General features: G+C 57.9%; 19 protein-coding genes. 11 read left to right on the top strand and 8 right to left on the bottom strand.

Annotation, left to right across the window (positions count from 1 at the left end):
- Positions 1-6 precede the first annotated feature (6 nt).
- On the top strand, positions 7-2,172 hold the full coding sequence (pbpC, locus tag PLZ73_10030) for a penicillin-binding protein 1C (GenBank protein ID HOO78213.1): 2,166 nt from the start codon (positions 7-9) through the stop codon (positions 2,170-2,172).
- Between the two features lie 14 nt (positions 2,173-2,186).
- On the opposite strand, the gene budA is transcribed toward pbpC, so the two are convergent.
- Positions 2,187-2,966 (bottom strand): acetolactate decarboxylase, encoded by a 780-nt coding sequence (gene budA / locus PLZ73_10025; protein HOO78212.1) that lies wholly within the window; start codon positions 2,964-2,966, stop codon positions 2,187-2,189.
- A 975-nt stretch (positions 2,967-3,941) separates the two neighbouring features.
- Positions 3,942-4,916 (bottom strand): polysaccharide deacetylase family protein, encoded by a 975-nt coding sequence (locus PLZ73_10020; protein HOO78211.1) that lies wholly within the window; start codon positions 4,914-4,916, stop codon positions 3,942-3,944.
- Positions 4,917-5,035: 119 nt separating this feature from the next.
- On the opposite strand from PLZ73_10020, the gene PLZ73_10015 reads away from it, so the two are divergent.
- The 5 genes from PLZ73_10015 to PLZ73_09995 are packed head-to-tail and all read left to right on the top strand — an operon-like array spanning position 5,036 to position 9,187.
- Positions 5,036-5,752, top strand: a complete 717-nt coding sequence (locus tag PLZ73_10015) for a nucleotidyltransferase family protein (GenBank protein HOO78210.1) — start codon at positions 5,036-5,038, stop codon at positions 5,750-5,752.
- On the top strand, positions 5,752-6,750 hold the full coding sequence (locus tag PLZ73_10010; protein ID HOO78209.1) for a GDP-mannose 4,6-dehydratase: 999 nt from the start codon (positions 5,752-5,754) through the stop codon (positions 6,748-6,750). The genes PLZ73_10015 and PLZ73_10010 overlap by 1 nt, the downstream gene beginning before the upstream one ends.
- A 16-nt stretch (positions 6,751-6,766) precedes the next feature.
- A complete protein-coding gene (locus PLZ73_10005; protein HOO78208.1) occupies positions 6,767-7,615 on the top strand; it encodes an NAD-dependent epimerase/dehydratase family protein in 849 nt (282 codons plus the stop codon).
- Complete coding sequence (locus tag PLZ73_10000) at positions 7,605-8,303, top strand: glycosyltransferase family 2 protein (GenBank protein HOO78207.1); 699 nt, start codon at positions 7,605-7,607, stop codon at positions 8,301-8,303. The genes PLZ73_10005 and PLZ73_10000 overlap by 11 nt, the downstream gene beginning before the upstream one ends.
- 41 nt (positions 8,304-8,344) lie before the next feature.
- The gene (locus PLZ73_09995; GenBank protein HOO78206.1) at positions 8,345-9,187 is read left to right on the top strand and encodes a class I SAM-dependent methyltransferase; all 843 of its coding nucleotides are present in this window, start codon (positions 8,345-8,347) and stop codon (positions 9,185-9,187) included.
- Between the two features lie 63 nt (positions 9,188-9,250).
- Here PLZ73_09995 and PLZ73_09990 read toward each other — a convergent pair whose 3' ends face one another.
- The 4 genes from PLZ73_09990 to PLZ73_09975 form a co-directional block, all read right to left on the bottom strand.
- Positions 9,251-10,369 carry a radical SAM protein gene (locus tag PLZ73_09990; protein ID HOO78205.1) on the bottom strand — a complete coding sequence of 373 codons (1,119 nt, stop codon included), beginning with the start codon at positions 10,367-10,369 and terminating at the stop codon, positions 9,251-9,253.
- A complete protein-coding gene (locus PLZ73_09985; protein HOO78204.1) occupies positions 10,366-11,568 on the bottom strand; it encodes a hypothetical protein in 1,203 nt (400 codons plus the stop codon). The genes PLZ73_09990 and PLZ73_09985 overlap by 4 nt, the downstream gene beginning before the upstream one ends.
- Positions 11,561-12,283, bottom strand: a complete 723-nt coding sequence (locus PLZ73_09980) for a glycosyltransferase family 2 protein (protein ID HOO78203.1) — start codon at positions 12,281-12,283, stop codon at positions 11,561-11,563. Before PLZ73_09980 ends, PLZ73_09985 begins: the two co-directional genes overlap by 8 nt.
- A 121-nt stretch (positions 12,284-12,404) precedes the next feature.
- Positions 12,405-13,292 (bottom strand): hypothetical protein, encoded by an 888-nt coding sequence (locus PLZ73_09975; protein ID HOO78202.1) that lies wholly within the window; start codon positions 13,290-13,292, stop codon positions 12,405-12,407.
- Positions 13,293-13,551: 259 nt separating this feature from the next.
- Between PLZ73_09975 and PLZ73_09970 the strand changes: the two genes are divergently transcribed.
- Complete coding sequence (locus PLZ73_09970; GenBank protein HOO78201.1) at positions 13,552-13,872, top strand: hypothetical protein; 321 nt, start codon at positions 13,552-13,554, stop codon at positions 13,870-13,872.
- Positions 13,873-15,347: 1,475 nt separating this feature from the next.
- Here PLZ73_09970 and PLZ73_09965 read toward each other — a convergent pair.
- Both PLZ73_09965 and PLZ73_09960 read right to left on the bottom strand, forming a co-directional pair.
- A complete protein-coding gene (locus PLZ73_09965; protein HOO78200.1) occupies positions 15,348-16,766 on the bottom strand; it encodes a radical SAM protein in 1,419 nt (472 codons plus the stop codon).
- Positions 16,767-16,770: 4 nt separating this feature from the next.
- Positions 16,771-18,546 carry a glycosyltransferase family 39 protein gene (locus PLZ73_09960; GenBank protein HOO78199.1) on the bottom strand — a complete coding sequence of 592 codons (1,776 nt, stop codon included), beginning with the start codon at positions 18,544-18,546 and terminating at the stop codon, positions 16,771-16,773.
- 98 nt (positions 18,547-18,644) lie between these two features.
- Between PLZ73_09960 and PLZ73_09955 the strand changes: the two genes are divergently transcribed.
- The 4 genes from PLZ73_09955 (at position 18,645) to PLZ73_09940 (ending at position 22,372) form a co-directional block, all read left to right on the top strand.
- Entirely contained in the window at positions 18,645-19,721 is a 1,077-nt protein-coding gene (locus PLZ73_09955) for a GNAT family N-acetyltransferase (GenBank protein ID HOO78198.1), read from the top strand.
- A gap of 5 nt (positions 19,722-19,726) precedes the next feature.
- Positions 19,727-21,496, top strand: a complete 1,770-nt coding sequence (locus tag PLZ73_09950; protein HOO78197.1) for an HAD-IIIC family phosphatase — start codon at positions 19,727-19,729, stop codon at positions 21,494-21,496.
- Positions 21,489-21,743, top strand: a complete 255-nt coding sequence (locus PLZ73_09945; protein ID HOO78196.1) for an acyl carrier protein — start codon at positions 21,489-21,491, stop codon at positions 21,741-21,743. The genes PLZ73_09950 and PLZ73_09945 overlap by 8 nt, the downstream gene beginning before the upstream one ends.
- 107 nt (positions 21,744-21,850) lie before the next feature.
- A complete protein-coding gene (locus PLZ73_09940; GenBank protein ID HOO78195.1) occupies positions 21,851-22,372 on the top strand; it encodes a hypothetical protein in 522 nt (173 codons plus the stop codon).
- Positions 22,373-22,615: the final 243 nt, after the last annotated feature.

Below are 22,615 nucleotides of genomic sequence, written 5' to 3'. Positions count from 1 at the left end.
ACAAGGATGCGGCGGCGGCTCCGGGTGCTGGGAATCGGAATCGGGACCGCGGCGGCGGCGGCGGCGGTGATCGGGGCGGCGGTCCGGTTCGTCCCCCCTCCCCGGGGACTGCTGGGGCCCTATCCGGCCGCGGTCGTGATCAGAGACGGGGATGGGGGCATCATCCGCATCCGGACAGGCCCCGGAGATGTCGTTTGCCTGCCGGTGTCCATCGAGGAGATCGGCCCGTGGCTCGCCCCCGCTTTCGTGGCGGGCGAAGATAGGCGTTTTTTTTCCCACCCCGGAATCGATCCGGCGGCGGTGGGGCGGGCGGCTGCCACCAATCTCCGACGGATGCGGATTGTCTCCGGGGCTTCGACCATCACCACCCTGGTGGTAAAACTGGCCACGGAACGGCGGGGCCGCGGCCTGGGGGCCAAACTCAGCGAGGGGTTCCGGGCGCTGCAGATCGAGCGGATAATGTCCAAATCCGACATCCTCGAACAGTACCTCAACCGGGCGCCTTTCGGCGGCAACCTGATCGGGGTCGGCGCCGCTTCGCTGCGTTATTTCGGCCGGACTCCCGCCCATCTCTCCCTCCCCGAAGCCGCTCTTCTGGCGGCCCTCCCCCGCCTGCCCGAGCGGCTGCGCCCCGATCGCCATCCCCGCGAAGCCCGGCGGGCCCGCGACAAGATCCTGGACCGCATGGCGGCGCTGGGAATGATTTCCCCCGAAGAGTCGGCACGGGCGAAAAAAGAGCCGGTCCCGGAAAAACTCCGGGCTTATCCTTTTCAAGCCCCTCATTTCTGCGACTTGGTTCTGGCTAATATCGGCGCGGCTCGGGAAGCGGACTCCACTCTCGATCCCCGTCTGCAGGCGTTGGCCGAAACCGTGACCGACTCTTTCTTCCCGGAAGCGCGCCGACGGGGAGCCGAGTCCATGGCCGTGGTCATCCTCCATGTGCCCTCGGGAGAAATCCGAGCGCTGGTGGGCTCGCCCGATTGGACGGAACCGAGATGGGGGCAGGTCAACTGCGCGGCGGCGCGGCGGTCGCCGGGTTCGACCCTCAAACCTTTCATCTACTGCCTGGCTTTCGAACGGGGAATCTGCTCCCCGGACACCCTCCTTGAAGACTCGCCCATGGACCACGGCCGTTACCGGCCGGAAAATTACGATCGGACGTTTCAGGGAGCGGTCGGCGCCGCCGATGCCCTGCGGCGGTCCCTCAATCTTCCCGCCGTCCGGCTCCTGGAGACGATCGGCCCCAAGACAACGGCGCAGAAACTGAGCCGGGCCGGGATTTCCTCCTTGCGGGGCAACGCCGACGCCGGCCTTTCCCTGGCGGTAGGCTCCTGCGGGGCGTCGCTGCTGGAACTGGCCGAGGCCTGTTCGGTTCTCGCCCGGGATGGTCTGCACCTCCCGCGGAGGACCATCAAAGGGGGCGAAGACGCTCTCGGCGAACGACTGTTCGGCTCCGAGGCGGTCTTTCTGGTCAACGACATCCTCAGCGAAGGGTCCCGGACCCGGGCCCTCCTGCCCGCAACCGCGCCGGAACATATCCCCCGGTTCGCCTGGAAAACGGGAACGTCGAACGGTCACCGGGACGCCTGGACGCTGGCCTGGAACCCCGAATACGTAGTGGGGGTCTGGGCCGGCGATCCCGCGGGAGGCGACAATCCCGATCTGGCCGGCATCGATATCGCTCCCGTGGCCGCGACGATATTCGTCCGCCTCTACCCGGGAGGATCCGGACCCTGGTACCGGCGTCCCGAAAACTGCGTCGCCGTATCGGTCTGTCCCGTCACGGGGCTTCTCCCGGGGCCGGATTGCCCCGGGCGCAAACTCTCCCTGATCATCCGCGGCGTTTCGCCCCTGCGGCGGTGCCGGGGAGAACATTACCGCCCGAGCGCCGAGCGGACGGAGCCGGGCCCGCGGATCAGCGAACCGGCAGAGGGAGACGTTCTGCGCCTAGTCGAGGGTATCCCCGGGAGCGCGGATTCCGTTCCGCTCCGGGCAACCGGGGGGGAAGGCGAAAAACTCTATTGGTTCGTGGACGGGACACCGCTGGGAACGACCGCGCCGGAGGAGCCGTTACGCTGGAGGCCCGTGCCCGGGCGCCATCGCATTTCCTGCTCGGATTCCCGGGGATACGCCGACCGCGTCAGCGTCACCGTCGAAAGTCCGGCGGGCTGAACCGCCAGCGGGGTCTATTTTTCCACCGCCGCTATATCCCCGGCGCGGCTCCGGGAAAGGTCCAGGTTCCGATAATCGGGATCGTCCGACGGCAGCAGGACGCAGAGACTGTCGCAGAAAGCCGAGGAGACCGTCCCTTTCCCGCTCCTGAAATCGAGAATGTGGCCGCCCACGCTTCCGTCCGATGAAATGAAATGCAGGTGGTAGCCGGAAACGTTGACCCCCTTCAAGAACCCGGGCAGGCGAAACCCCACGATCCGACCGGGAATGTCGCTGTGATCGAACACGGATTGATGGGGAGTCACTTCCGCCAAGGGGGGATACGGCTTGTCCTGGCGGGGGACACTCCGCACCTTCATACTTTCGAACCGCCCGCTCACGGTCACGGCGAGGGGAAGGTTCCGCTCCGGCTCCCGCTCGTCGAGCCACTTCCGGAAACCGGCGAAATCGAGCCCTGAGGGCAGGGAGATCTCGGAAACGGGGGAGAAGAAGCAGACCGCGGCGAACGGAACGGTGACGGAAGGGGCGGGACGGACCACCGTCCCGTCCGAACGGGCCTGATAGACAACCCCGTCGGCAACGATCATCTCCCCGTCCAGATGGTCCAGTGTTCCCAACCCCATATCCCCATAATCGAGCAATTGCGCGCAGGTGATTTTCCCGCCGTAGTCCCCGGCTAATAGCGCGTCCAGCACCGAAACCTGCGTAACCGCGTTGACGTTGTGCCCGGTTCCGCAGCCGAACGTCGACAGGATCGCGGCCAGCAACAGCGCCGTGGGCCATCTGCGTTTCATCTCCATCTCTTTCCTCCCGCGTATGCTTGATCCGCCTCTAAGAAGTAACCACAGATTTCACGGATTAGGAAAAGAATTCAGAATACAGTATTCAGTAGTCAGTAGCCCTCCGCCTCGGCCCCCAAAAGATTTTTGCACCTGATTACTCTGATTAACTCTGATTGGGGAAGAATTGGGAAAGGACCATGAAGGACATGAAGCTCATGAAGGGGGACGGAAGAGGGTGAGGTCTGGGGCACGCCATGCCCTATGCTCTATGCTTTCCTCCTGAACCCTTATCGCACCTGATTACTCTGATTAACTCTGATTGGGGAAGAATTGGGAAAGGACCATGAAGGACATGAAGCTCATGAAGGGGGACGGAAGAGGGTGAGGTCGAGGGACACGCCATGCCCTATGCTCTATGCTTTCCTCCTGAACCCCGAACCCTGAACCCTTATCGCACCTGATTACTCTGCTTAACTCTGATTGGGGAAGAATTGGGAAAGGACCATGAAGGACATGAAGTCCATGAAGGGGAGAGGGTTAGCCACAAAAGGCACAAGAGGCACAGAGGATTTTGAATTGGGGGGCAAGGTAGGGTGCTACTGAATACTGAATTCTGACTCCTGAATTCTTCCCCGAAGGACATGAAGTGGGAGGGAAGAACCGCGAGAGCGCTGGTTCCTTTTTGTCATAAAAGTTGTCACACAACTTTTGTGACATTTTTTTCTACAGGCAGGGGAAGCAAAGAGCAGGACGACGTTCGCTTTGATTTCCCGTCATTGCGAACGGAGCGAAGCAATCTCCACATATTTGAACTGCTCCGGAGATTGCTTCGTCGCTGAAGCTCCTCGATACCTGAACTCCGAACTCTTATAGCTCCCACTGTCCATCCGGGGACAACTTCATCCCGCCCTCAACCCGAAAACTCTCTGTGTAAATCTGTGGACTCCCTCCCTTCCCGAACCCCGAACCCTCTTGTCTTATCCCCGGTTAGAAGCGACCGAAAGCCAACCGGAACGCGAAGCTCTCCAACCTCAACCCGCCGGTCCAACACCGCTTGATCTCGAACGGATCGCCTCCGGGCCGGTTGATCCCCCCCACCGTCGTGCAAGCGTAAGCATACCCGGCTCGTTTCACCAACTCCCGGGTCGCGGGGGTGAAATCGCCCGGTTCCCCGTTGGGGTAACAGAATCCCGCCGGCGGGGAACCCAGGATATCGTTCAAACACTCCCGGGAATCCGACACTTCTCTCCAGACCCTTTCCGGGGAAAGCGAACCCACCAGAGCGTGAGAGACGGTATGGCTCCCGAATTCCACCCCCCGGCGGCCGAGATCCGTGATGGCGGAACGATCGAGAATCCTCATGGGGTTGGGAGCCGAAACCCCCAATCGGCCGCGGATGGCGGCCACGAGCGCGTCCGCCCGCAACGGAGCCCTCTTTTTGATTCTCTCCTTTACCCGCTGCATGACGGCTACGGCTTCGGCCGGGGTATCCCAACGCAGGGCCATGTTTTCGCCGGCGATTTCGATCTCCGACTCCGCCGCGGCGACGTTCGAAAACAAATACCCCAATTCATCGGGCCAGGGGACCCGATCGGTGTCGATGAATCCGGTGGGAACGAACACGGTGACGGGAATCCCGTATCCGGCGAGAAGGGGCCAGACTTGGGATTGGAAATCGGAAAAAGCGTCGTCGAAGGTCAAAGCCAAAGCCCGCGCCGGAAGCGCCCCGCCTCCCGAACAAAGAGACGCCAGTTCCGACAGCGGCATGATCCGGTACGCCCGGCGCAGATATTCGATCTGACGCTCGAATTCATCCCGGGCCAGCGAGGGCAGAAACGGAGAAGCCTCGGGGAGAACGTGATGGTAGGTGAGCACCCGGAATCCGGGTTTGAACGTGTCGAACGCCCCCCATAGCCTCGTGATCCCCGTTCGAAAAGCGATTGCCGCGCCCAGCCGTTTCATGACCGTATTATTGAACCATTGCCGCTAATTGTGAAACTGTTTCCCGCCACTTCCCCCCCTTCGGCAATCGGCTCTATTTGCTTGCTCCGGGAAAGTACCTCAAGTAGTTTAGAGTCCGTATGAAAAAACCGCCGATAGTTGTTCTTTGCGGAGGTAAGGGCGTACGTATTCGCGATTATTCCGGAGATATTCCCAAACCCCTGATCCCTTTGGGAAACAAGTCGATCCTGGAACTGTCCTTGGAACAGTATTATGCGCAGGGTTTCCGCGATTACCTCTTCTGCGTCGGATACCGCGGGGAGATGATCCGGGAAAAGTTCCAGTCCTGGAGAGGGGCCCGTTGTCGGTTCGACAACGCCGGCGAAGACGCCAGCATGCTCAAGCGTATTCATGCCGTGCGCAACCAACTGACCGATGATTTTATCGTCGTTTATGGAGACACCGTCAATAAAGTGGATCTGAACGAGCTTTGCCGGGCCCATCGGCGAAGCGACAAACTGATGACCATGGTCGTTTCCCGGTTGCGGATTCCCTTCGGACTGATCGAGAAACAAGGGGATACGATCTCCCGTTTCCGGGAGAAACCCGAGTTCGACTACTACATCGGGACCCTGGCGGTCGACGCGGAAATCTTCAATTTCGTGAGCGAGGATATGCTGAGATCCCCCGACTCCAAGGGGCTCCTGGAACTCTTCCATCGGCTGATCGAGCGGGGCGAGGTCGGCACCTATTCGTTCGAGGGGCTTCAGATCACGTTCAATACGCCCCTGGAGCACACCACCGCCGAGCAGCAGTTGACGCATTATTATACATATATCGAAGGAGAGACCACCTGATGAAAGGCACATCTATTCTGGTCACCGGCGGAACCGGCTTCATCGGCTCTCACCTGGTACGAAGATTATACGCCGCGGGAGCTCGGGTGGCGGTCATCACCAAGTACAACAGCATCTTCGAAAATGTCCGCTTGGCCGGGATCTGGGATAAACTTACGGTGATCGAAGCCGATATCAGGAACCTCGATTCCTGCCTGCCCCTGCGCCGGAAGAAATTCGACGTCATCTTCCACCTGGCCGCCTATAACCACGTCGGCGACAGTTTTACGCACGTCGGCGAATCGTTCGACGTCAATGCCCGGGGCACGGCCAACCTTCTCGATTCCTGCCGTGGGTTTCAGCGGTTTGTCTATATATCTTCTTCCGAGGTTTACGGGCTTCAGCCCGGGATACCGTTCCGGGAAACGGCCTCCCCTCTTCCCATTTCCCCTTACTCCATCGGCAAGTACGGGGGCGAACTCTACTGCCGCATGCGCCGACACGCCCACGGCCTTCCCATTGCCGTCGTGCGTCCCTTCAACGCTTTCGGCCCCTACCAGAGCGCCAAAGCCGTCATCCCCGAATTGATCATCCGCTGCCTGAAAGGCAAACCCATCAGGACCACCGAAGGCTTGCAGACCCGGGAATTCAACTACGTCGAGAACCTGGTGGACGGGATAATCGCCGCCGGCGCCGAACCCCGGGCGGTGGGAGAAGTCGTCAACCTCGGATCGGGCCGCGATATCGCCATCCGCGATCTCGTCAAACGTATCCACTCGCTGAGCGGCTCGTCTTCTGCCCTCGAAATCGGCGCCCTGCCCCACCGCCCCACGGAGATCTGGAAAATGGCCGCGGCCAACCGCAAGGCCGCCTCAATCCTGAACTGGAAGCCGAAAGTATCGTTTGAAGAAGGATTGAAGATAACCATCGAATGGTATCGCGAATATCTCGAAGTTTTCGAGAATCCGGCGTCGAAACTGATTCGCCTGGGAGATTACTCCCGCTTCGGTTCGGTCTGACGAAGGTCGCAGCGAAATGACTCGCGTCTTGGTAACCGGCCATTCTGGTTTTATCGGGAACCGCTTGCTCGAAACCCTGCCGCCGGAGGGGATCGAAATCATGACTCTCCCGGAAACCCTCGATCTCTCCCTGGGGCCACCGCGTCTCCCCGAAGCCGGCATCGACGGAGTCGTTCACCTGGCGGCGTTGACTCCGCATACCGGCCGACCGAAAACTGAAATACTGGATTCCAATATCCGGATAACCCTCAATCTGCTCGCGGCCCTGGAGGGGAATGCGCCCCGCATCTTCGTCTATCTGAACACCAACGTATACGGCATTCCCGCCTATCTGCCGGTCGACGAGGAGCACCCCGTGCAACCGGCTTCCCTCTACCACGCTTCCAAATACATCGGGGAAAAACTGATCAAGGATTTCGGACGGCGCCGGCGGTGCCGGACCGTTTCCCTGAGGCTGTTCAATCCCTACGGGCCGGGGCAGAAAAAACCGTTTTTAATTCCCTCCATCATCGCTTCCCTCCGGGAAAACCGGCCCATCGAGCTGAAGGAACCGCAATCGAAACGCGATTATATATTCATCGACGACGTCTGTTCCGCTATCGCGCGGGCCCTTTTTTCGGATACGGCGGCGGGCGCGGTTTACAACATCGCCTCGGGCGTTTCTTCTTCCAACCTCGATATCGCCCGGCGGTTGAGGGATGTCGGCGGGATCGACGTTCCCATATCCGAGATGCCTGGAGGCGGCGGCGCTTACGAAGTCAGGGCCGACATCGGAAAAGCGGAAAGGGAACTCCGCTGGCTCCCCCGAATCGACCTGGGCGAAGGCCTGCGGAAAACATGGGAGAAAGAAACGCATGCCCGCTGAGCTTTCGCTTTCCGTGGCGGTCCCTCTCTTCAACGAACAGGAAAACGTCGAGGAGTTCGCCGGCAAACTTGTCCGTGTCCTGACCGAGTCCGTTCCCGACCATGAAATCATTCTGGTCGACAACGGTTCTTCCGATAACACCAACCGGTTGATCGATATCTGTACCTCCCGGTTCCCGACGATCAGAAAGGTGGCCGTCCCAGTTAACCGGGGCTATGGTTGGGGAATTATCACCGGCCTCCGGGCGGCCCGGGGGGAGATTATCGGATGGATCGACGGAGATAACGAAGTTCCTCCGGAAACCGTGGTCGGCGCCTACCGTTTCCTGCAAGAAGCCGAACTCGATCTTTGCTGCGGCCAGGTTCTCACCGCCGATCGTTCCTGTCGGCGAAAGGCGGTTTCGGCAATGTTTCTTTTGCTTTTCAACCTGCTTTACCTGAGCCGGTATCGGTCAATCAACGGGAAACCGAAACTCTTCCGCTCTCGTTTCTTACGACCGCTCGGTCTTTCCTCGCACGACTGGTTCATCGACGCCGAATTGATGATCAAGGCCAAAAGATTGAACCTGAAAACGGGATTTTTCCCCTTTCAACTCAATATCAGAAAAGGCGGAGAATCCAATGTGAATTGGCGTACGATCCGAGAGTTCGTCTCCAACCTGGTGATCGCCCGAATAAAAAAACCATGATAGCGGAGCAGCGGCCAGGATGTGTTATCTGCGGCGACTCGATGGGCCGACCTTTCTATCCGGGTCTGCTGAAATGTTCTTCCTGCGGACATATCTATGCCGATCTAAGCCTGCAACCTTCCGACTATCATTCGCTCTACCAGCGCGGTTATTTTTTCGGCGACGAATATCATGACTACCTCTCCGATAAGCGGGTCATTCAAAAAAATTTCAAGCTGCGCCTGAAAGTCTTGACCCGCTTTCTTGAGCGGGATAGACATCGCTCGCTCCTGGAAATAGGCTGCGCCTACGGTTTCTTTCTGGAGTTGGCCCAACAACGATTCGAACGGGTCGCGGGCATCGATATCTGCGAAGACGGGACCCGATACGCCCGCGAAACACTTGGGCTCGACGCCGTCGGCGGGGATTTCCTTTCCCTCGATTTCTCGGAAAACCGCTACGAGGTGGTCTGCCTATGGGACACGATCGAACATCTTCCCCGGCCCGACCTGATCATCGATAAGATCGCGACCGCGACCGAACCGGGGGCGCTCCTGGCGCTGACCACAGGCGACATCGGCAGTCTCAACGCCCGGCTGAGCAAACAGCGTTGGAGGTTGATCTATCCGCCGACGCATATTCATTATTTCACCTCGGCGACCGTCGGAAGATTGTTGAGAGAGCGGGGGTTCGAGATTATTTTCGATCGTACCTGCGGTTGCTACCGCAGCATCGATTTCGTTTTGCATATGCTTGCCCGAGAAAAGCGCCTTCCATCCATTCTGCCGCGAGTCCTGCATCGGTTGGGCTGGGATCGATGGGCGTTTTATCTAAACTTATTCGATATCCGCTACTACATCGCCAGGCGGCTCGACCCGAGCCGTCGAACCGGCGACACGGCTTAGCGAGAAGGACGGTTCGCCGACGATTCGAAACCGGTCGGAGTTTTCAGCAGAAACCGTTTCCACTCAGCTCGGCTTCGGATAAGTCCGGATCAAGCCCCGAATCAAATCGAATTTATGCCCTAAAACCAGCGCCGGCATCAGATCGCACTGGGAATAACAGGCACAACGGCCCTGGGCGATAAAACGGCGCATCTTCCTCATGGTCGGGCCGTACCAGATTTCATCCAGCGATTGAACGGTCAGATCCCCCATCGGCCGCAACAACGTGGGGCAGTTATAAACCTTCCCGTCGAAATGGACCAAAATGGATATGGACGAGGAAAAGCAACGGCTGGCCGGAACTTTTTCCCCTTTGATAAAAGTCCGGTCCATATAGCCGATCAGCTCGGTATGGAAAATGATCTCCGCCTGACGGTAGAGCCGGTGCATGAACGTGCCATGTTGAAGAGGCGTCGTTTGCTGGGAGGCCGTAATCCGGCGCAGGGAATCGATTATTTCCCGGGTTTCGCCGGGGGTGAAGATGTAACTCTTGTCCCCCAGATTATCGGTAAAGCCGAACTCGCTGGCGGGCTTGGTCGTAAACTCGACGCCCATCTCCCGAGCCAGTTCGTAAACGGGGAGGAGCTGGTCGTAATTATCCCGCATGATGGTGAATTTGGCCGTGGGTTTGAGCCGGGGATATGCCCGGCTTAATTCGACCAGCCCCTGCAGGGTGGCGACGGCCCGCTTGAAGGTACCCGGAACGCCGCGGACGCGGTCGTGAACTTCCTCAAGGCCGTCCAGGGAAATATCGACGACCAAGGTGAATTTAAACCGCTTGGCCAGATTCCCGATACATTCCAGGGTCTTGTCGGTCAAGGTGCCGTTCGAGGAAAACAATACCGTCTCGTAGCGCGGTCCGCCGGCCAGATCGATCAGCCGCTCGATATCGGTTAAAAACGGTTCGCCGCCGGTGATGTCCAGAACGCGGAGCCCCCGGGACAGCGGAGAACGGTTCAGGTTGACCAGGGCCTGCTCGGGGAGATCTATTTTCGGTTGTTGTTTCCAGATATTGCACATCTGGCACTTCATGTTGCAGCGGTTGGTGGTGGTGACATGAAGGATAACCGGCCTAAGCAGGCGGTCGTTCTTGAGGCGCATCCCCAGGTCGGTCAAAACGATATCCTTGAGCAATCCGATCATCGCTTCCGCCCCGTTCCCCCGTAACCGAGTTCTTGAAGAACCGGGATCAAACGTTCGACAGCCAGTTGATTGGCGCGGGCATTCCAGTGGTTGTCCCCGTCGAAATACAACGTTTCCCCTTTCCGGGCATGGTCTATGAATTCCGGTCCCAATTCGATCACATCGAACCCGACATCTCGGAGACGGACGGCCAAGGCCGCGGATTCCTCTTCCCGGCGAATCAGTTCCATGTCCCTGATCAGATAATGCCCCGAGCAACTTTCGATCAATTCCTTGGAGGGGATCAAGATCACTACGAAGCTCTCCGCGCCCACCAGTTCCGCCGATTCTCTCATCCGGCCGATGATCGCCGCCGTTAAAGTGACATTGTATTCCGAATCCGGCGCCGGCTCAACCGCGCCGACGGCTTCAAGAATATCCCGCACCGGCCCTACTCTTTTCAACCGCTCCGCCACCAGGCGATAGAGCCGGGAATGCCGCCCTAAAAATCCTTTTATACCTACTCCCGCTTCCTTGGCCCCGTTTTCTCCGCCGGCGATCGTTTCCCCAACCGGAGACGGCGAAGTCGGCACCGGAATTCCCCGGAGTTCGAGGCGCCCATCCTCGAACACAAAATGAGGTTTCGGTTTGCCGTAGTTGGCCGACAGCGCGTTATGCCAGATATCGGTGTCGTGCACCAGAAGCACGACACCGTCGGGAGCGACGGCGGGCGCGGCCCGCTCCAGGATCAGGCACTGCTGATCGGTGCTGGTCCCCACCAATCCCAAGTTAAAAACCTCGATCCCGGGAAAGGCCGCCGCCGTCAGATTCGATAAACGTTCTTCATCGCGCAAACCATAGCCCCAGGCGAACGAATCTCCGAGAAAGGCCACCCGGCGGACTCCCGCTTCCTTGACCGGGTCGTGCTCGCGGTCGCGATACCCCCGCGAATTGATCTTCACCCTCCAAACCGCTTCATCGGGACCGCGGTAGGTTCCGGAAACCCCGGGGACATTGCGCCAACCGATATCGGGATCGTACCCCGTGAGCGAGTCGGCCGAATCGGAATCGGGAAAAAAACGGGCGGGTTCCGACCCAGCGACGGCGCCCAGGTCCGAGGCTTCGGGGGAAACCACCCGCAAGACCACTTCGAGAATCAGGATCGACGCCCCCAGGCTGAAGAGAAAAAGCAGCAGATTGAGCGGGAGGCGCTTACGCATCCTTGGAGACAACGTGGCGGCGTTCCCACCGGGTTATCCCCTTGAAGCGCAACTGAAAAAGAAATATCCAGTTGGTGAAGCCGTCGTGCCAAAGGTTGAGAGCGCTCATTCCCACCCGGTCGAAATATAAAATCGGCAGCTCCAGCGATTTGACATCGTCGCGAATGAAAGCCCGAAGCTTGATCTCCTCGGAAAACCCCATTCCATCGCTGATCGGCTCGATGCGGGAAAAAACCGATTTTTTAAAAACCCACATCCCCGATTGGGAATCCATGATCTTGCGGAAAAACAGGATCTTGGTGGTCGCGGTCAAAACTACGTTCCCGATCAGGCGGAGCAAACCGTTGAAATTCCGCCAGCGGTCGGGCATCCTCCGGCAGGTTATGAAGTCGAACCCGCCGTCGATCAGGGTCTTGACCAGTCGGGAGATGCTTTCCACCGGATAGGTGCAATCGCCGTCCATGGTCACGATAATATCCCCCGCCGCCGCCGTGATCCCAGCCCGATGGGCGGCCCCGTAGCCGGGAATCGTTTCCCTGACCACCCTGGCTCCGAGGTCCGCGGCGATTTCGGCTGTTCGGTCGGTGCAGTTATTGTCGACGATGACTATCTCGTCGACGATGGGAACGTCGTTGAGCAGGGGAATCAGTTGGGAAACTCCCTCCTCCTCGTTATGACAGGGAATGACCATGGATATTTTTTGTTCTTTGTACATCCGAAGACTCCTTGCGGTACGTTGTATCGATGAGGGAAAGACGTTAGCACCGCCCGGGAAATAATACAAATGCAAATACTTGACACTGCCTGGCGACCGCTCCGGGCGCGGGCGCGCACGTCTAGCGGGTAACCGGGATATCTCCGGGTTGGCCGTAGTTCATCTCGGTCAGCCCCCGCAGCCGCCAGCGGGCGTCGGGCTGGTTGAAAACAGCGGGGAGAACGGCTTCGCCGCCTCCCTGATAAAGGCCCGGAACCGGTACGGCCCCGCTGCCGCCCCAATAAAACCGGGTGAGGCCTCGTATGATCCAGGGCCCCCCGGGGCGGAAGACCCCTCCCAGACAACCATTCTCCCCGTAGATCCCGGGGATGGGCACATCCCCCGTCTTCCCGAAATAAAAACGCGTCCCATTCGACGTCTGCCAGAGCCCCGAAGCCGGTCTAAAAATACAGGGAACGATGCCGATGGTTTCTTTCCAGGACAGGGGATAATCCCAGGAGCGGCCCAGATAAACCCGGGTCGTTGCCCTGACGAACCACGTCCCCCGGGGATGGCGGAAAACTCCGAGATCGTCCGTGCCGTCGCCGTCGTAATCTCCCGGAACCGGTAGATCCATAAAATTGCCGTAATAACAACGGGTGAGATTTCGGACGATCCAAACTCCGCTCCATTCCTTATAAAGAGCGAATTCGGCGGTGCCGTTCCCGTCATAATCGCCGGGGAGCGGCAGATCGAAATTCCCGCCGAAATAGACGCGGGTGAGCATCCTGACCGCCCACATCCCCGTGGAAGGACGGAAAACGGCAACCTCGCTGAAGCCGTCCCCGTCGAAATCGCTGTTCGAGCCTCCCAACGGCCGGGGGAGACGGCACAGCGAGACTTCCATGCCGGCGACGTCCGTCCAGTCGAAATAGTCGGTCTGGGAATACCAGGGGTAATACCCCGCTTTCCTGGCCTCGACCCGCAGAGACTGGGAAGGAAAATGGGTGCAACCCCTCAAATCGAACATTCCCTCGCCATCGGTTACGTCCGGGGCGGTGCGGCGGTCCGGGAAGACCAGCCTGACCCAAGCGGACGAAAGTTTTTCCCCATCTTCGCCGTAAACCGTTCCAGCGACATGGAAGCAATTGATGATGGTGGGGGTCGGACTGGCGGACGGGGTAATGGAGGGGGTGGGAGAAGGGGAAATCGAGGGAGTTACACCGACTGACGGCGTCGGTGAAGAGCTTGCCGCCGTACTCGGCGTCGCGCTGGGTGTCGGGCTCGGCGTGGGGGACGGGCTCGGCGTGGCGCTGGGCGTCGGGCTCGGGGTCGGACTGGGGGTCGGACTTGGCGTCGCACTTGGCGTCGCACTTGGTGTCGGGCTCGGGGTCGGACTGGGGGTCGGACTGGGGGTCGGACTGGGCGTCGCACTTGGTGTCGGGCTCGGGGTCGGACTGGGGGTCGGACTGGGCGTTGGCGTAGGGGTAGGCGTCTTCGAAGGGCTGGGAGAACATATCGGCGAGGGAGTAGGAGAACTTCCTTCTCTCGGACTCGGAGTACAGGTGGGCGGGGGGGTGGGGGCGGTCCGGTTAAGCTTAACCAAATAAATATCGCTGCTGCCCGCTATTCCGGCCTGATATGGTCTATATGTCGGAAAATCCAGAGAACCGGTGTAACCGGTCGCCACCACGCCGACACCACCATCAGCGGCAAGTGCATAACCGATATCGGTGCCGCTTCCGCCCAGATAGGTCGAATACAGCAGGGATGTTCCGTTGACGGAGAAACCGGTAACAAAAGCATCATAGGAATAAAACCCACCGGCGTGGTGCCCTTGCCAAGGGTTCTTGGTAGGGAAATCGAAAGAATAGGTATAACCGGTTACATAAGCGCAACCCGAGGAATCAATATCCACACCGATTCCCGAATCACGATCTCCTCCCCCCAAGTATGTCGAATATTCCAACCACCCGGTGGAATCGAACTTGCTGAGAAAGGCGTCGAAATTGGTTAAATAACCTTTGCCGGCCTGATAGGGGTGCCGCGTGGGAAAATCCAAAGACCACGTCAATCCGGTGACAAATGCTTCGCCGGCGGACGATACCGCGAGGTCATACGCCTGATCGACCGGATCGGCCCAGGGAGGATATCCTACCTGCCCCCCCAAATAAGTTGAATAAACGAGCGAAGCTCCGTTTGAATAAAAAACAGTAACAAATGCGTCGCTATCTATTCCGTTGGTGGCAGACTGATAAGCTTCTTTTGTCGGAAAATCTTCAGAGTCGGTAGTCCCGGCCAGATAAACCCAGTTGGCCGAATTCAGCTTCACACTACAGGCGCTGTCATTGTTGCTTCCCCCTAAATAAGAAGAAAAAAGGAGGGCAGTACCGGAAGAATCGAATTCCGTCAAAAAAGCGTCTTGACTTCCTCCCCCATAAGTTCCCTGAAAAGGCGCCTCCGTCGGGAAATCGGTAGATTGAGTGTAGCCGGTTATATAAACCCCTCCGCCTGAATCCACCGTTATCCCCTTCCCTTTATCGCTGCCGGATCCGCCCAAGAACGTCGAGTAGGATACGTCGGACCCGTCCGCGAAGAACTTAACCACCACCGCGTCATCGCTTCCTGCCAAATAAGACTGAATCGAGTTCAGGGTCGGAAAATTATAGGAATTGGAACTTCCTGACACGTAGATATTTCTGTCTGCATCGAGTGCTATAGCGTAGCCGTAATCATTGGATATTCCACCAATATATCCGGAGATAAGCAGGCTAGAACCGTCCGACGAAAAAACGGATAAACAAATATCGGTATTGCCGGCAATATGGTTTTGATAACAATCGATTGTGGGGTAATCGCCGGACTGAGTCTCTCCGACAATATAACTATTCCCGTCGGTATCGAGGGTAACGGCATACGCTTTCTCTCCGGAGGAACCGCCGAAGTATGTCGAGTATCCGGGAATAGCGGCCGTCACTCGTGAAATCAAAACCGCCGTTTGGACCAGTACTACTACTCCGGTGGGGATAACCAGATTCATGGCATGGTCCCTACATAGCCGAGACCCATCACGCAACCATGGCTGTCAGAATCTTCGCAATACATCCCAACCGGCTTTCATATAGCGCTTGAGATCGTCCGTGGATCTGATCCTTCCCAAAGATCGGAGGAGATAACGAGGGCGATAGTAAAATTTGCGGTAGGCTTCCCGGATATATTTCTCAAGGCTTTTACCGTCGAAACCTTCCTGATAAGACGAATGACGAGCATCCAGAGCAGTCCAATCGTCTCCGAGTTTCTCTCTCATCCGGCCGAAAAGTTCGCTGCCGGGATAGGGCGTGTTGATGTTGAAGGAAGCGAAACTGGCGGGCAGTTCCAAAGCCAGTTTGATGGTAAGCCGGACGCTTTCCTCGTCCTCCCCCGGATTCCCGAACATGAAAAACGCCGCCGGGTCGATCCCCGCCTCCTTGCTCCAGCGAAATGCATTCCGTACCTGGGCCACGGTGATGTTCTTTCCCAGGTTTTTCAGGATGCGTTCGTCTCCCGACTCGACGCCGAATTGGATCTGATAGCAGCCCGCTTTTTTCATCCAGCCCAACGTTTCGGGATCGACCGTATCCACCCGGGAAAGGCAGATCCAACGGATCCCCAATCGTCGATCGATGATTCCCCGGCAGATATCCACCACCCGGCGGCGATCGACCGTGAAGGTATCGTCCCAGAAACCGATGTCCTTGAGGCCGAACTTTCCTACCATCAGCGTCAATTCGTCGAGAACGTTATCCACCCCCCGCGGACGCCAGGAATGGCCGTAATACCCGCGGGTGGCACAATAAATGCACTGGAAGGGGCAGCCACGCGACGTCAAAATCAAAGCGAAAGGAGACGATTTGGCGAAGGGGGCGCTGTAGCGTTCGTTGGCGAAAAGTTCCCGGGCGGGAAACGGGACCGAATCCATATCCTGAATCAAATCCCGCGGAGCGGTCTCCACCAATTTACCGTTTTCAAGCCAGGCCAACCCGGGGATATCTCGAAGCGACCCTCCTCGCACCAGGGCGGCGGCCAGGTCCGCGGCGGTACGTTCCGGTTCGCCGCGAACGACGAAATCCATCCCCACCGCCTCCAGGCTTTCCCCGGAGAGAGCGGTGACGTGGGGCCCGACGGCAACGGTTTTAACACCCGGAACCGCGGCCCGTATCCTCAGCAGCCATCCCCGGATAAACTTCACCGATGGGGTCCCCAAAACGAAAAAAAGCAATTGAGGAGCCTTGGCCTCGATCCGTTTTATCGATTCTTCCTCCCTCAAGCCCTCCACCATGCAATCCAGCACCTCGACCTCCGCCGGGCTCCATTCCTTCAAGGCAGCGGCGAGATACATCAGCCCGATCGGGGGAAGAACATAATGCGATTTGAGAATAATCCCGGCGCAGCGGGAAAGTACCGCGTCGGTCTGCACCGACAGTTGCTTTTCCCCGACCGGAGGAACAACCAACAAAACTTTCATCGCATTAATCCAATTTCTTTTGTGTTTCGGATTGTGAAAAACCTGGTAAGAGGATATCGCCGAGACGATATACGCGTATCTCCGGCCCCGGGAGCCGCGGATGGCGATTATCGCCCCTGAATATGATCAGCGGCTTTCCTTCAGAAAAAATCCGATCGTAAAAACCGGCGTGAACCGGATAAAGAGACCGCCCTTTGGGGGACTCAATCCATTGGTACACTTCATGGCTCAATACGATATATTCAACCCCAAGACGATATAATTGTTCCAGATCATAATTAGCGGGTATCAGTTTTAATCCGTCTACCTCGCCCAGACGGACGATTCGATACTTCGGCCCTCGGTCGACTCGAAGCCGGGCTTGATGGATCTCGATCATCTGACCGGCCGGGTGGTGGATGGTGTGTAACTCTCCCCGCTCATAGCCCTCGATTTTGTCTTTGATGATCTCATCGCTTTCGACCAAAACTACCGTGGAATTATTATCCCATTCCAATGCGATTCCGGTTCCTTCCGGAATATGACGTTCTATCCATTGTTTGGCCAAAGTCCTGGTATCGACCCGGTCGAGCATGATGTCATGGAGAACAATGTTATATGCCGGGACGGAGCATATCGCCAATAGTCCGCCGACGAGGACTATGCGCGGCACCCTATTTCTGGATTGACAATACAGTTCCTGGAAAGCTCCGCCCGTCAGAACGATCAAACCGGGGAATACCGGTATCAGATAACGGGCGTTGGCCACCCCCCAGGAACTGATCATCAGGAAATACAGAATCGGATAGCTGGCGATCACGATTTCTTGTTTCCGGTGTCTGAGCACCGCCCAGACAAACCCGGCGACGAGAAGAAATCCAACGGGATCGAGCCGCACGGGGCGGTAGTAGACTCCATTAAATAAAAATTCGGGGAAATATGCCATCCATTGCGATTCACCGGCCGTGCTATAAACCCCGATTTGCATATGCGTGGAAATGCCTATGAAGTCCTTAAGAAATTTCGAAAAATCCAAGACAATATACGGAGATGTCAGGAGGAAGGCTCCAAGCATCATGCCACCGCATACCAGCAGTTTCGCGGAAAAGAATCTGGCGACCCAATTTCCCTTCTGCGAAGGGGTCAGGAAATGGGCAAGGATAATCGGGACCGCCAGGGTCGCAGCGTTGTATTTCGCTCCCGCACCCAATCCGGCCAGAAGCCCGGCCCACGCATAATATTTCAGATCGCCCTTGCCTAGTATCCCCATGATCTGGAAATACGTCCAGACCACAAACAGGGTCAAAAGAATATCGGTGCAGATAAAATGGCTGCTGCGTACGTGCAGAAAGGAAATTCCCAGAAGAAGCGCCGCGACCAGGCCGGCGACGCGACCGTAAGCACGGCGCCCCCAACGGTAGATCAGATAAACCGTAACCGCGCCTAAAAAAGCGGATGTTCCCCGGCCGATAAGGTAAAATGCGCTCGGATCGGAGAAAAAAAGCGATTGGAAATCTCCCACTCCGGAAAAAATTCCGAACAATCGGCCGAGGGCGTAAAAACCGGCGTATTGAGCAAAGAGAAGGTACATGGCCAAGGAGGGGTAGTTGAAATAATGGGGGTTGAGGTCGCCCAATCCGAACGCTAAGGCGTGATGGACCAACCGCTCCTCGTCGGGGTGGTAAATGGCGGGAAGACCGAAATCCACTCCCCAGATTCGAGCAAAAAAAGCGAGCAGGAGAATGCCTCCTAGGGCGACGACGGCCCCGGGATGAGCGAATTTCCGGGCGGGGGATGTCATAAACGAAAGTTTTCTCCTGTAAGAGACGGTTTGGCCGGTGATCGATAAGGATAGTACTATCTCAAAAATCCCTTTACAGCGCAATTTTTTCAATTCGGATGCCCTCTATCAGACAATATGACTCCCCTAACGTCTTCTCCGACCTGGGAGGAATCTGGAACAAGCTGGTAGTCGACTCGCCTCTTCCCAGCATCTTTCTAACCAGGGAATGGCTCACGACCTGGTGGCGCATATTCGGGGAAAGCCATCGCCTTTCGATTCTGGTGTTTCGCGAAGGTTCCGACATCGTCGGAATCGCCCCTCTCTACATCCGCCGACGCGCTATCTCCCCGCTATTGAATATCCGGGAAGTTCTCCCGGTCGGGGCCGGGGCGACGGTCCGCTCCGAAGATATGGATATCATTGCCGCGAAAAATTCCTATTCTTCCTGCGTCGAATCGACTCTGGCTTTTTGGGAAGGCAGGAACGATTGGCATTCGATGATTCTCACCGACGCCCGCCGGCGGCTTCTTTTTTCGCTGCTGTCTTCCTCCACCAGTCTGCCTATCCAGGTGTTGAGCGAGTCGCTCTGCTACCGGATCAACGTCCCCGCTTCGTTCGATGATTATCTCGACGGACTCGACCGGAAGAAGCGGCGTGCCCTGCTTTATCGCCGGCGGCGGCTCGAACGGGAATTCACGGTCGAATACCACCGCCTCGAAACTCCGGACGAAGTGCCTTCATGGCTGAAGATTTTCGAGTCCCTGCATACCTGGCGCTGGCGGCAAAAAGGGCAACCGGGAAAGTTCGCCAACCCGGGCTACCGGGAATTTCACCAGGAGATTTCCCGGCGGTTTTTCGAGAAGAAATGGCTTTTCGCCCGCGATCTCAAACTGAACGGAAAGACCGTGGCCGCGGCGTACTGCTTCCTCTTCAACAACACTCTTTATTTCTATCAGACGGGATTCGATCCCCGCCTGGGGCAATACGAGGTAATGAAGGCGCTGATCGCCATGATCATCGAAGAATGCATCGGAAAGAGAATCGCCACGTTCGACTTTCTGGCGGCCGCCGAAGACTATAAGCGACGGTTTTCCAACGAGTTCAGGAAGATAACCTCCGTCAGGATCATCAATCGCCGGCCGGCCGGCCGGCTTTACGGCCGAGCCCAGTCGTTGAGGGAGATCTGGGCATAACCACAGTGAAGACGGCGGCGCACGATAAGAAAAATTTCTGCTTCCCCTCCTTACTCGAAAAAAACGACGGGAAGGAAGGCGGGAGGCGGCCGCGGGATTTTCTCGAATGCTATCGGCGTTTCCGTCTTTTGGGCGACGAAGCGTTCTCCCCGCCCGACCCGGCGGAAAGAATCGCCTTGTTGAGCGATTTTCCCATGGAACCGCTGGCGGCATGCCTGGCCGTCCTGGCCCGGGAAAGAATGTTGGAAGCGGCTGTCTATCCGGGCGGACACGCCAACTTAGGCGGCGAAATTCTGGCCCCCGAAAGCCCGCTGCACGAATTCCGGCCGACCGTAGCCATTTTCACGGCAGGGAACGCCTTCCTCAGCGTCGGACCCGGAGCCGACCCGGATCCTGACGCTTTAGCCGGGTGTCTTCTCGACGTAATCGATTTCTTTCGCGAGCGATTCCCCGCGTGCCGGATCGTGATGACCGATCTCCCCCCCGATTCTTCACAGATTTCCCCTTCCCCACTCAACGGCGTTATCAGAAAGTGGCATGGGGAACGCCGGGATATCAAGCTGCTGGACCTGCCTCGAATGATTTCGGAATTCGGAGCCAAGCAAGCTTTCGACCGCAGACTCGAGAGCATTTCCGGGATTCCGTTTTCCCATGATTTTCTCGCCCATCTGGCCGGCGAATGCCTGGAATCCGTCCTGGAGGTGGCCGGCCCCAGGCGTAAAGCCGTCATCCTCGACGCCGACAACACGCTCTGGGACGGCATTGCCGGGGAGGAAACCTTCGACCCCGGCAAGAGCCCCCTGAAGGAAACATTCATGGGGATCCAAAACCGGGCGCGGACCTGGGCGGAGCGGGGGATTCTCCTGGCCCTGGCCAGCCGAAACAACTTCGAAGATACGCGGGTGGCGCTGGCCGCAGGCGCAAGCGGTCCTCTCCGACTCGACGACTTTGCCGCCGTCAAAGTCGGCTGGGAGGAGAAGCCCGTGATGATCGCCGAGCTGGCCGCCGAACTCGGGCTGGGGCTGGAATCGTTTGTGTTCATCGACGACGATCCCAGGCAACGGGACCTGGTCCGCAACGCCCTCCCCCGGGTTCTGGTGCCTTCGTTGCCCGCGGACCCCCGCGACCGGCCCGCTTTTCTCGGCGCCTTGCTGTGTTTCCCCGAGAAAACCACCGAAGAGGACCTCCGCCGAAACGAGCGCTATCGCTTTCGCACGCGGGCCGAGGAACTGAAAAAAAAATCGAAAACCCTGGAGGAATTTCTCCTCGATCTTCGCACGGAGGCCCGGGTGGGTCCGGTCGTCCCCGAGGAAATCGAGCGGGCGGTTCAGTTGTTCCAGCGCGCGAATCAGTTCAATCTGACCACGATTCGCTATACCCGGGAAGACCTGGAAAAAACTTTTCACGACCCCCGTTCTCTCCTTCTCCGATTGTCCCTTCGGGATCGTTTCGGAGAACTCGGATTGACCGGCTTGGCCCTGCTTCGGTTCTCTCCCGAAGACGGCGGCGCCGTCGTCGAAGCCCTGGTTTTGAGCTGCCGCGTCATCGGCCGGGGCGCCGAAGACTATCTGCTTGGGGAAATCTCACGACTGTGCCTGGACCGCGGTTATTCACGACTGCGGGGAATCTTCCGACCCACCTCCAGAAATGCCCCTGCGGCTCGATTGTATCCCCGGCTCGGGTTCGCGCTCGTGAGCGAGACCGAATCCGAAATCGTCTATGAACTGGAACTGCGGGAGCCGCTTGCCAAACCCGCGACGATACACGATGGATAACCAGGCCGTACTGCGCCGGATTTTTCGGGAGCTTCTCCATGTCTCCGAAAAGGACTTCGGCGACAACCTCTCCCCTTCATCGGTCCCGGCCTGGGATTCGATATCGCATCTGGCCCTCTACCACGCCCTGGAACAGGAATTCGGGGTAACATTCTCGATCGGGGAAATCCTTTCCATGGATTCGGTTTCCGCTATCAAATGTTTTCTTCGGAATAAGGGCGTGGAATTTCCGGAGGCACCCGAGTGAAACTCTCCGTCCTCCGGCGGAAACAACGCTCTTTCCGGAACCTGCTCAGGCGAAGAGATACTCAAGGCCTGAGGGAATCGCTCTCTCTGAATCTTTCTCGTTGGGGGATGCGGCGAGTCGATTACCTGCTTCTGCGTTGCCGGGCGCCGGGAGAGGAGATTCCGGCCGAGCTGCCGGAAGTCGAACTCTCCTCCCTCACTCCGGAAGATATCCCCGCTTGCGCCGGGATCGAGGGAAAAAGTCCCGACGTTTTCCGGCGCAGGCTGGAATCGGGAGATGCCGGCATCGGCATCCGGCTCAGAGGAAGCCTGGTCGGATACGCCTGGCTCAACCGCCGCGAGGCGATCATCCCGGAAATGAATGTGAGCATGCCGCTGGAGGAAAACGCCGTTTATCTCTACAACGGAGTGATCCGCGAAGATCTGAGGCTGCGCGGTCTCTATGGATTTTTTCTTCTCCATCTTCTCCGCGACGAAACCGCGCGGGGGATTTCGGTATACGCGGCGGTCGATCCCCGCAACCGTAAATCCCTGGGGACTCACCTGGGGGCCGGGTTCGAACCGGTCGGACGCTTGCGGCAAACGCGGATAGGTTCGAAAATCGTTTTCGGACCCACCTGGCCGACATAAGAAGTCCACAGATTTCACAGATTGAAAAATTGAAAGATTTTGCACCTGATTACTCTGATTAACTCTGATTGGGGAAGCATTGGGAAAGGACCATGAAGGACATGAAGATCATGAAGGGGGACGGAAGAGGGTGAGGTCGAGGGGCACGCCATGCCCTATGCTCTATGCTTTCCTCCTGAACCCTGAACCCTGAACCCCGAACCCTGAACCCTTATCGCACCTGATTACTCTGCTTAACTCTGA

It is taken from the genome of bacterium (assembly GCA_035380285.1).
GTDB lineage: Bacteria > Auribacterota > Erginobacteria > Erginobacterales > DAOSXE01 > DAOSXE01.
This window is presented reverse-complemented; position numbering and strand designations above follow the sequence as displayed.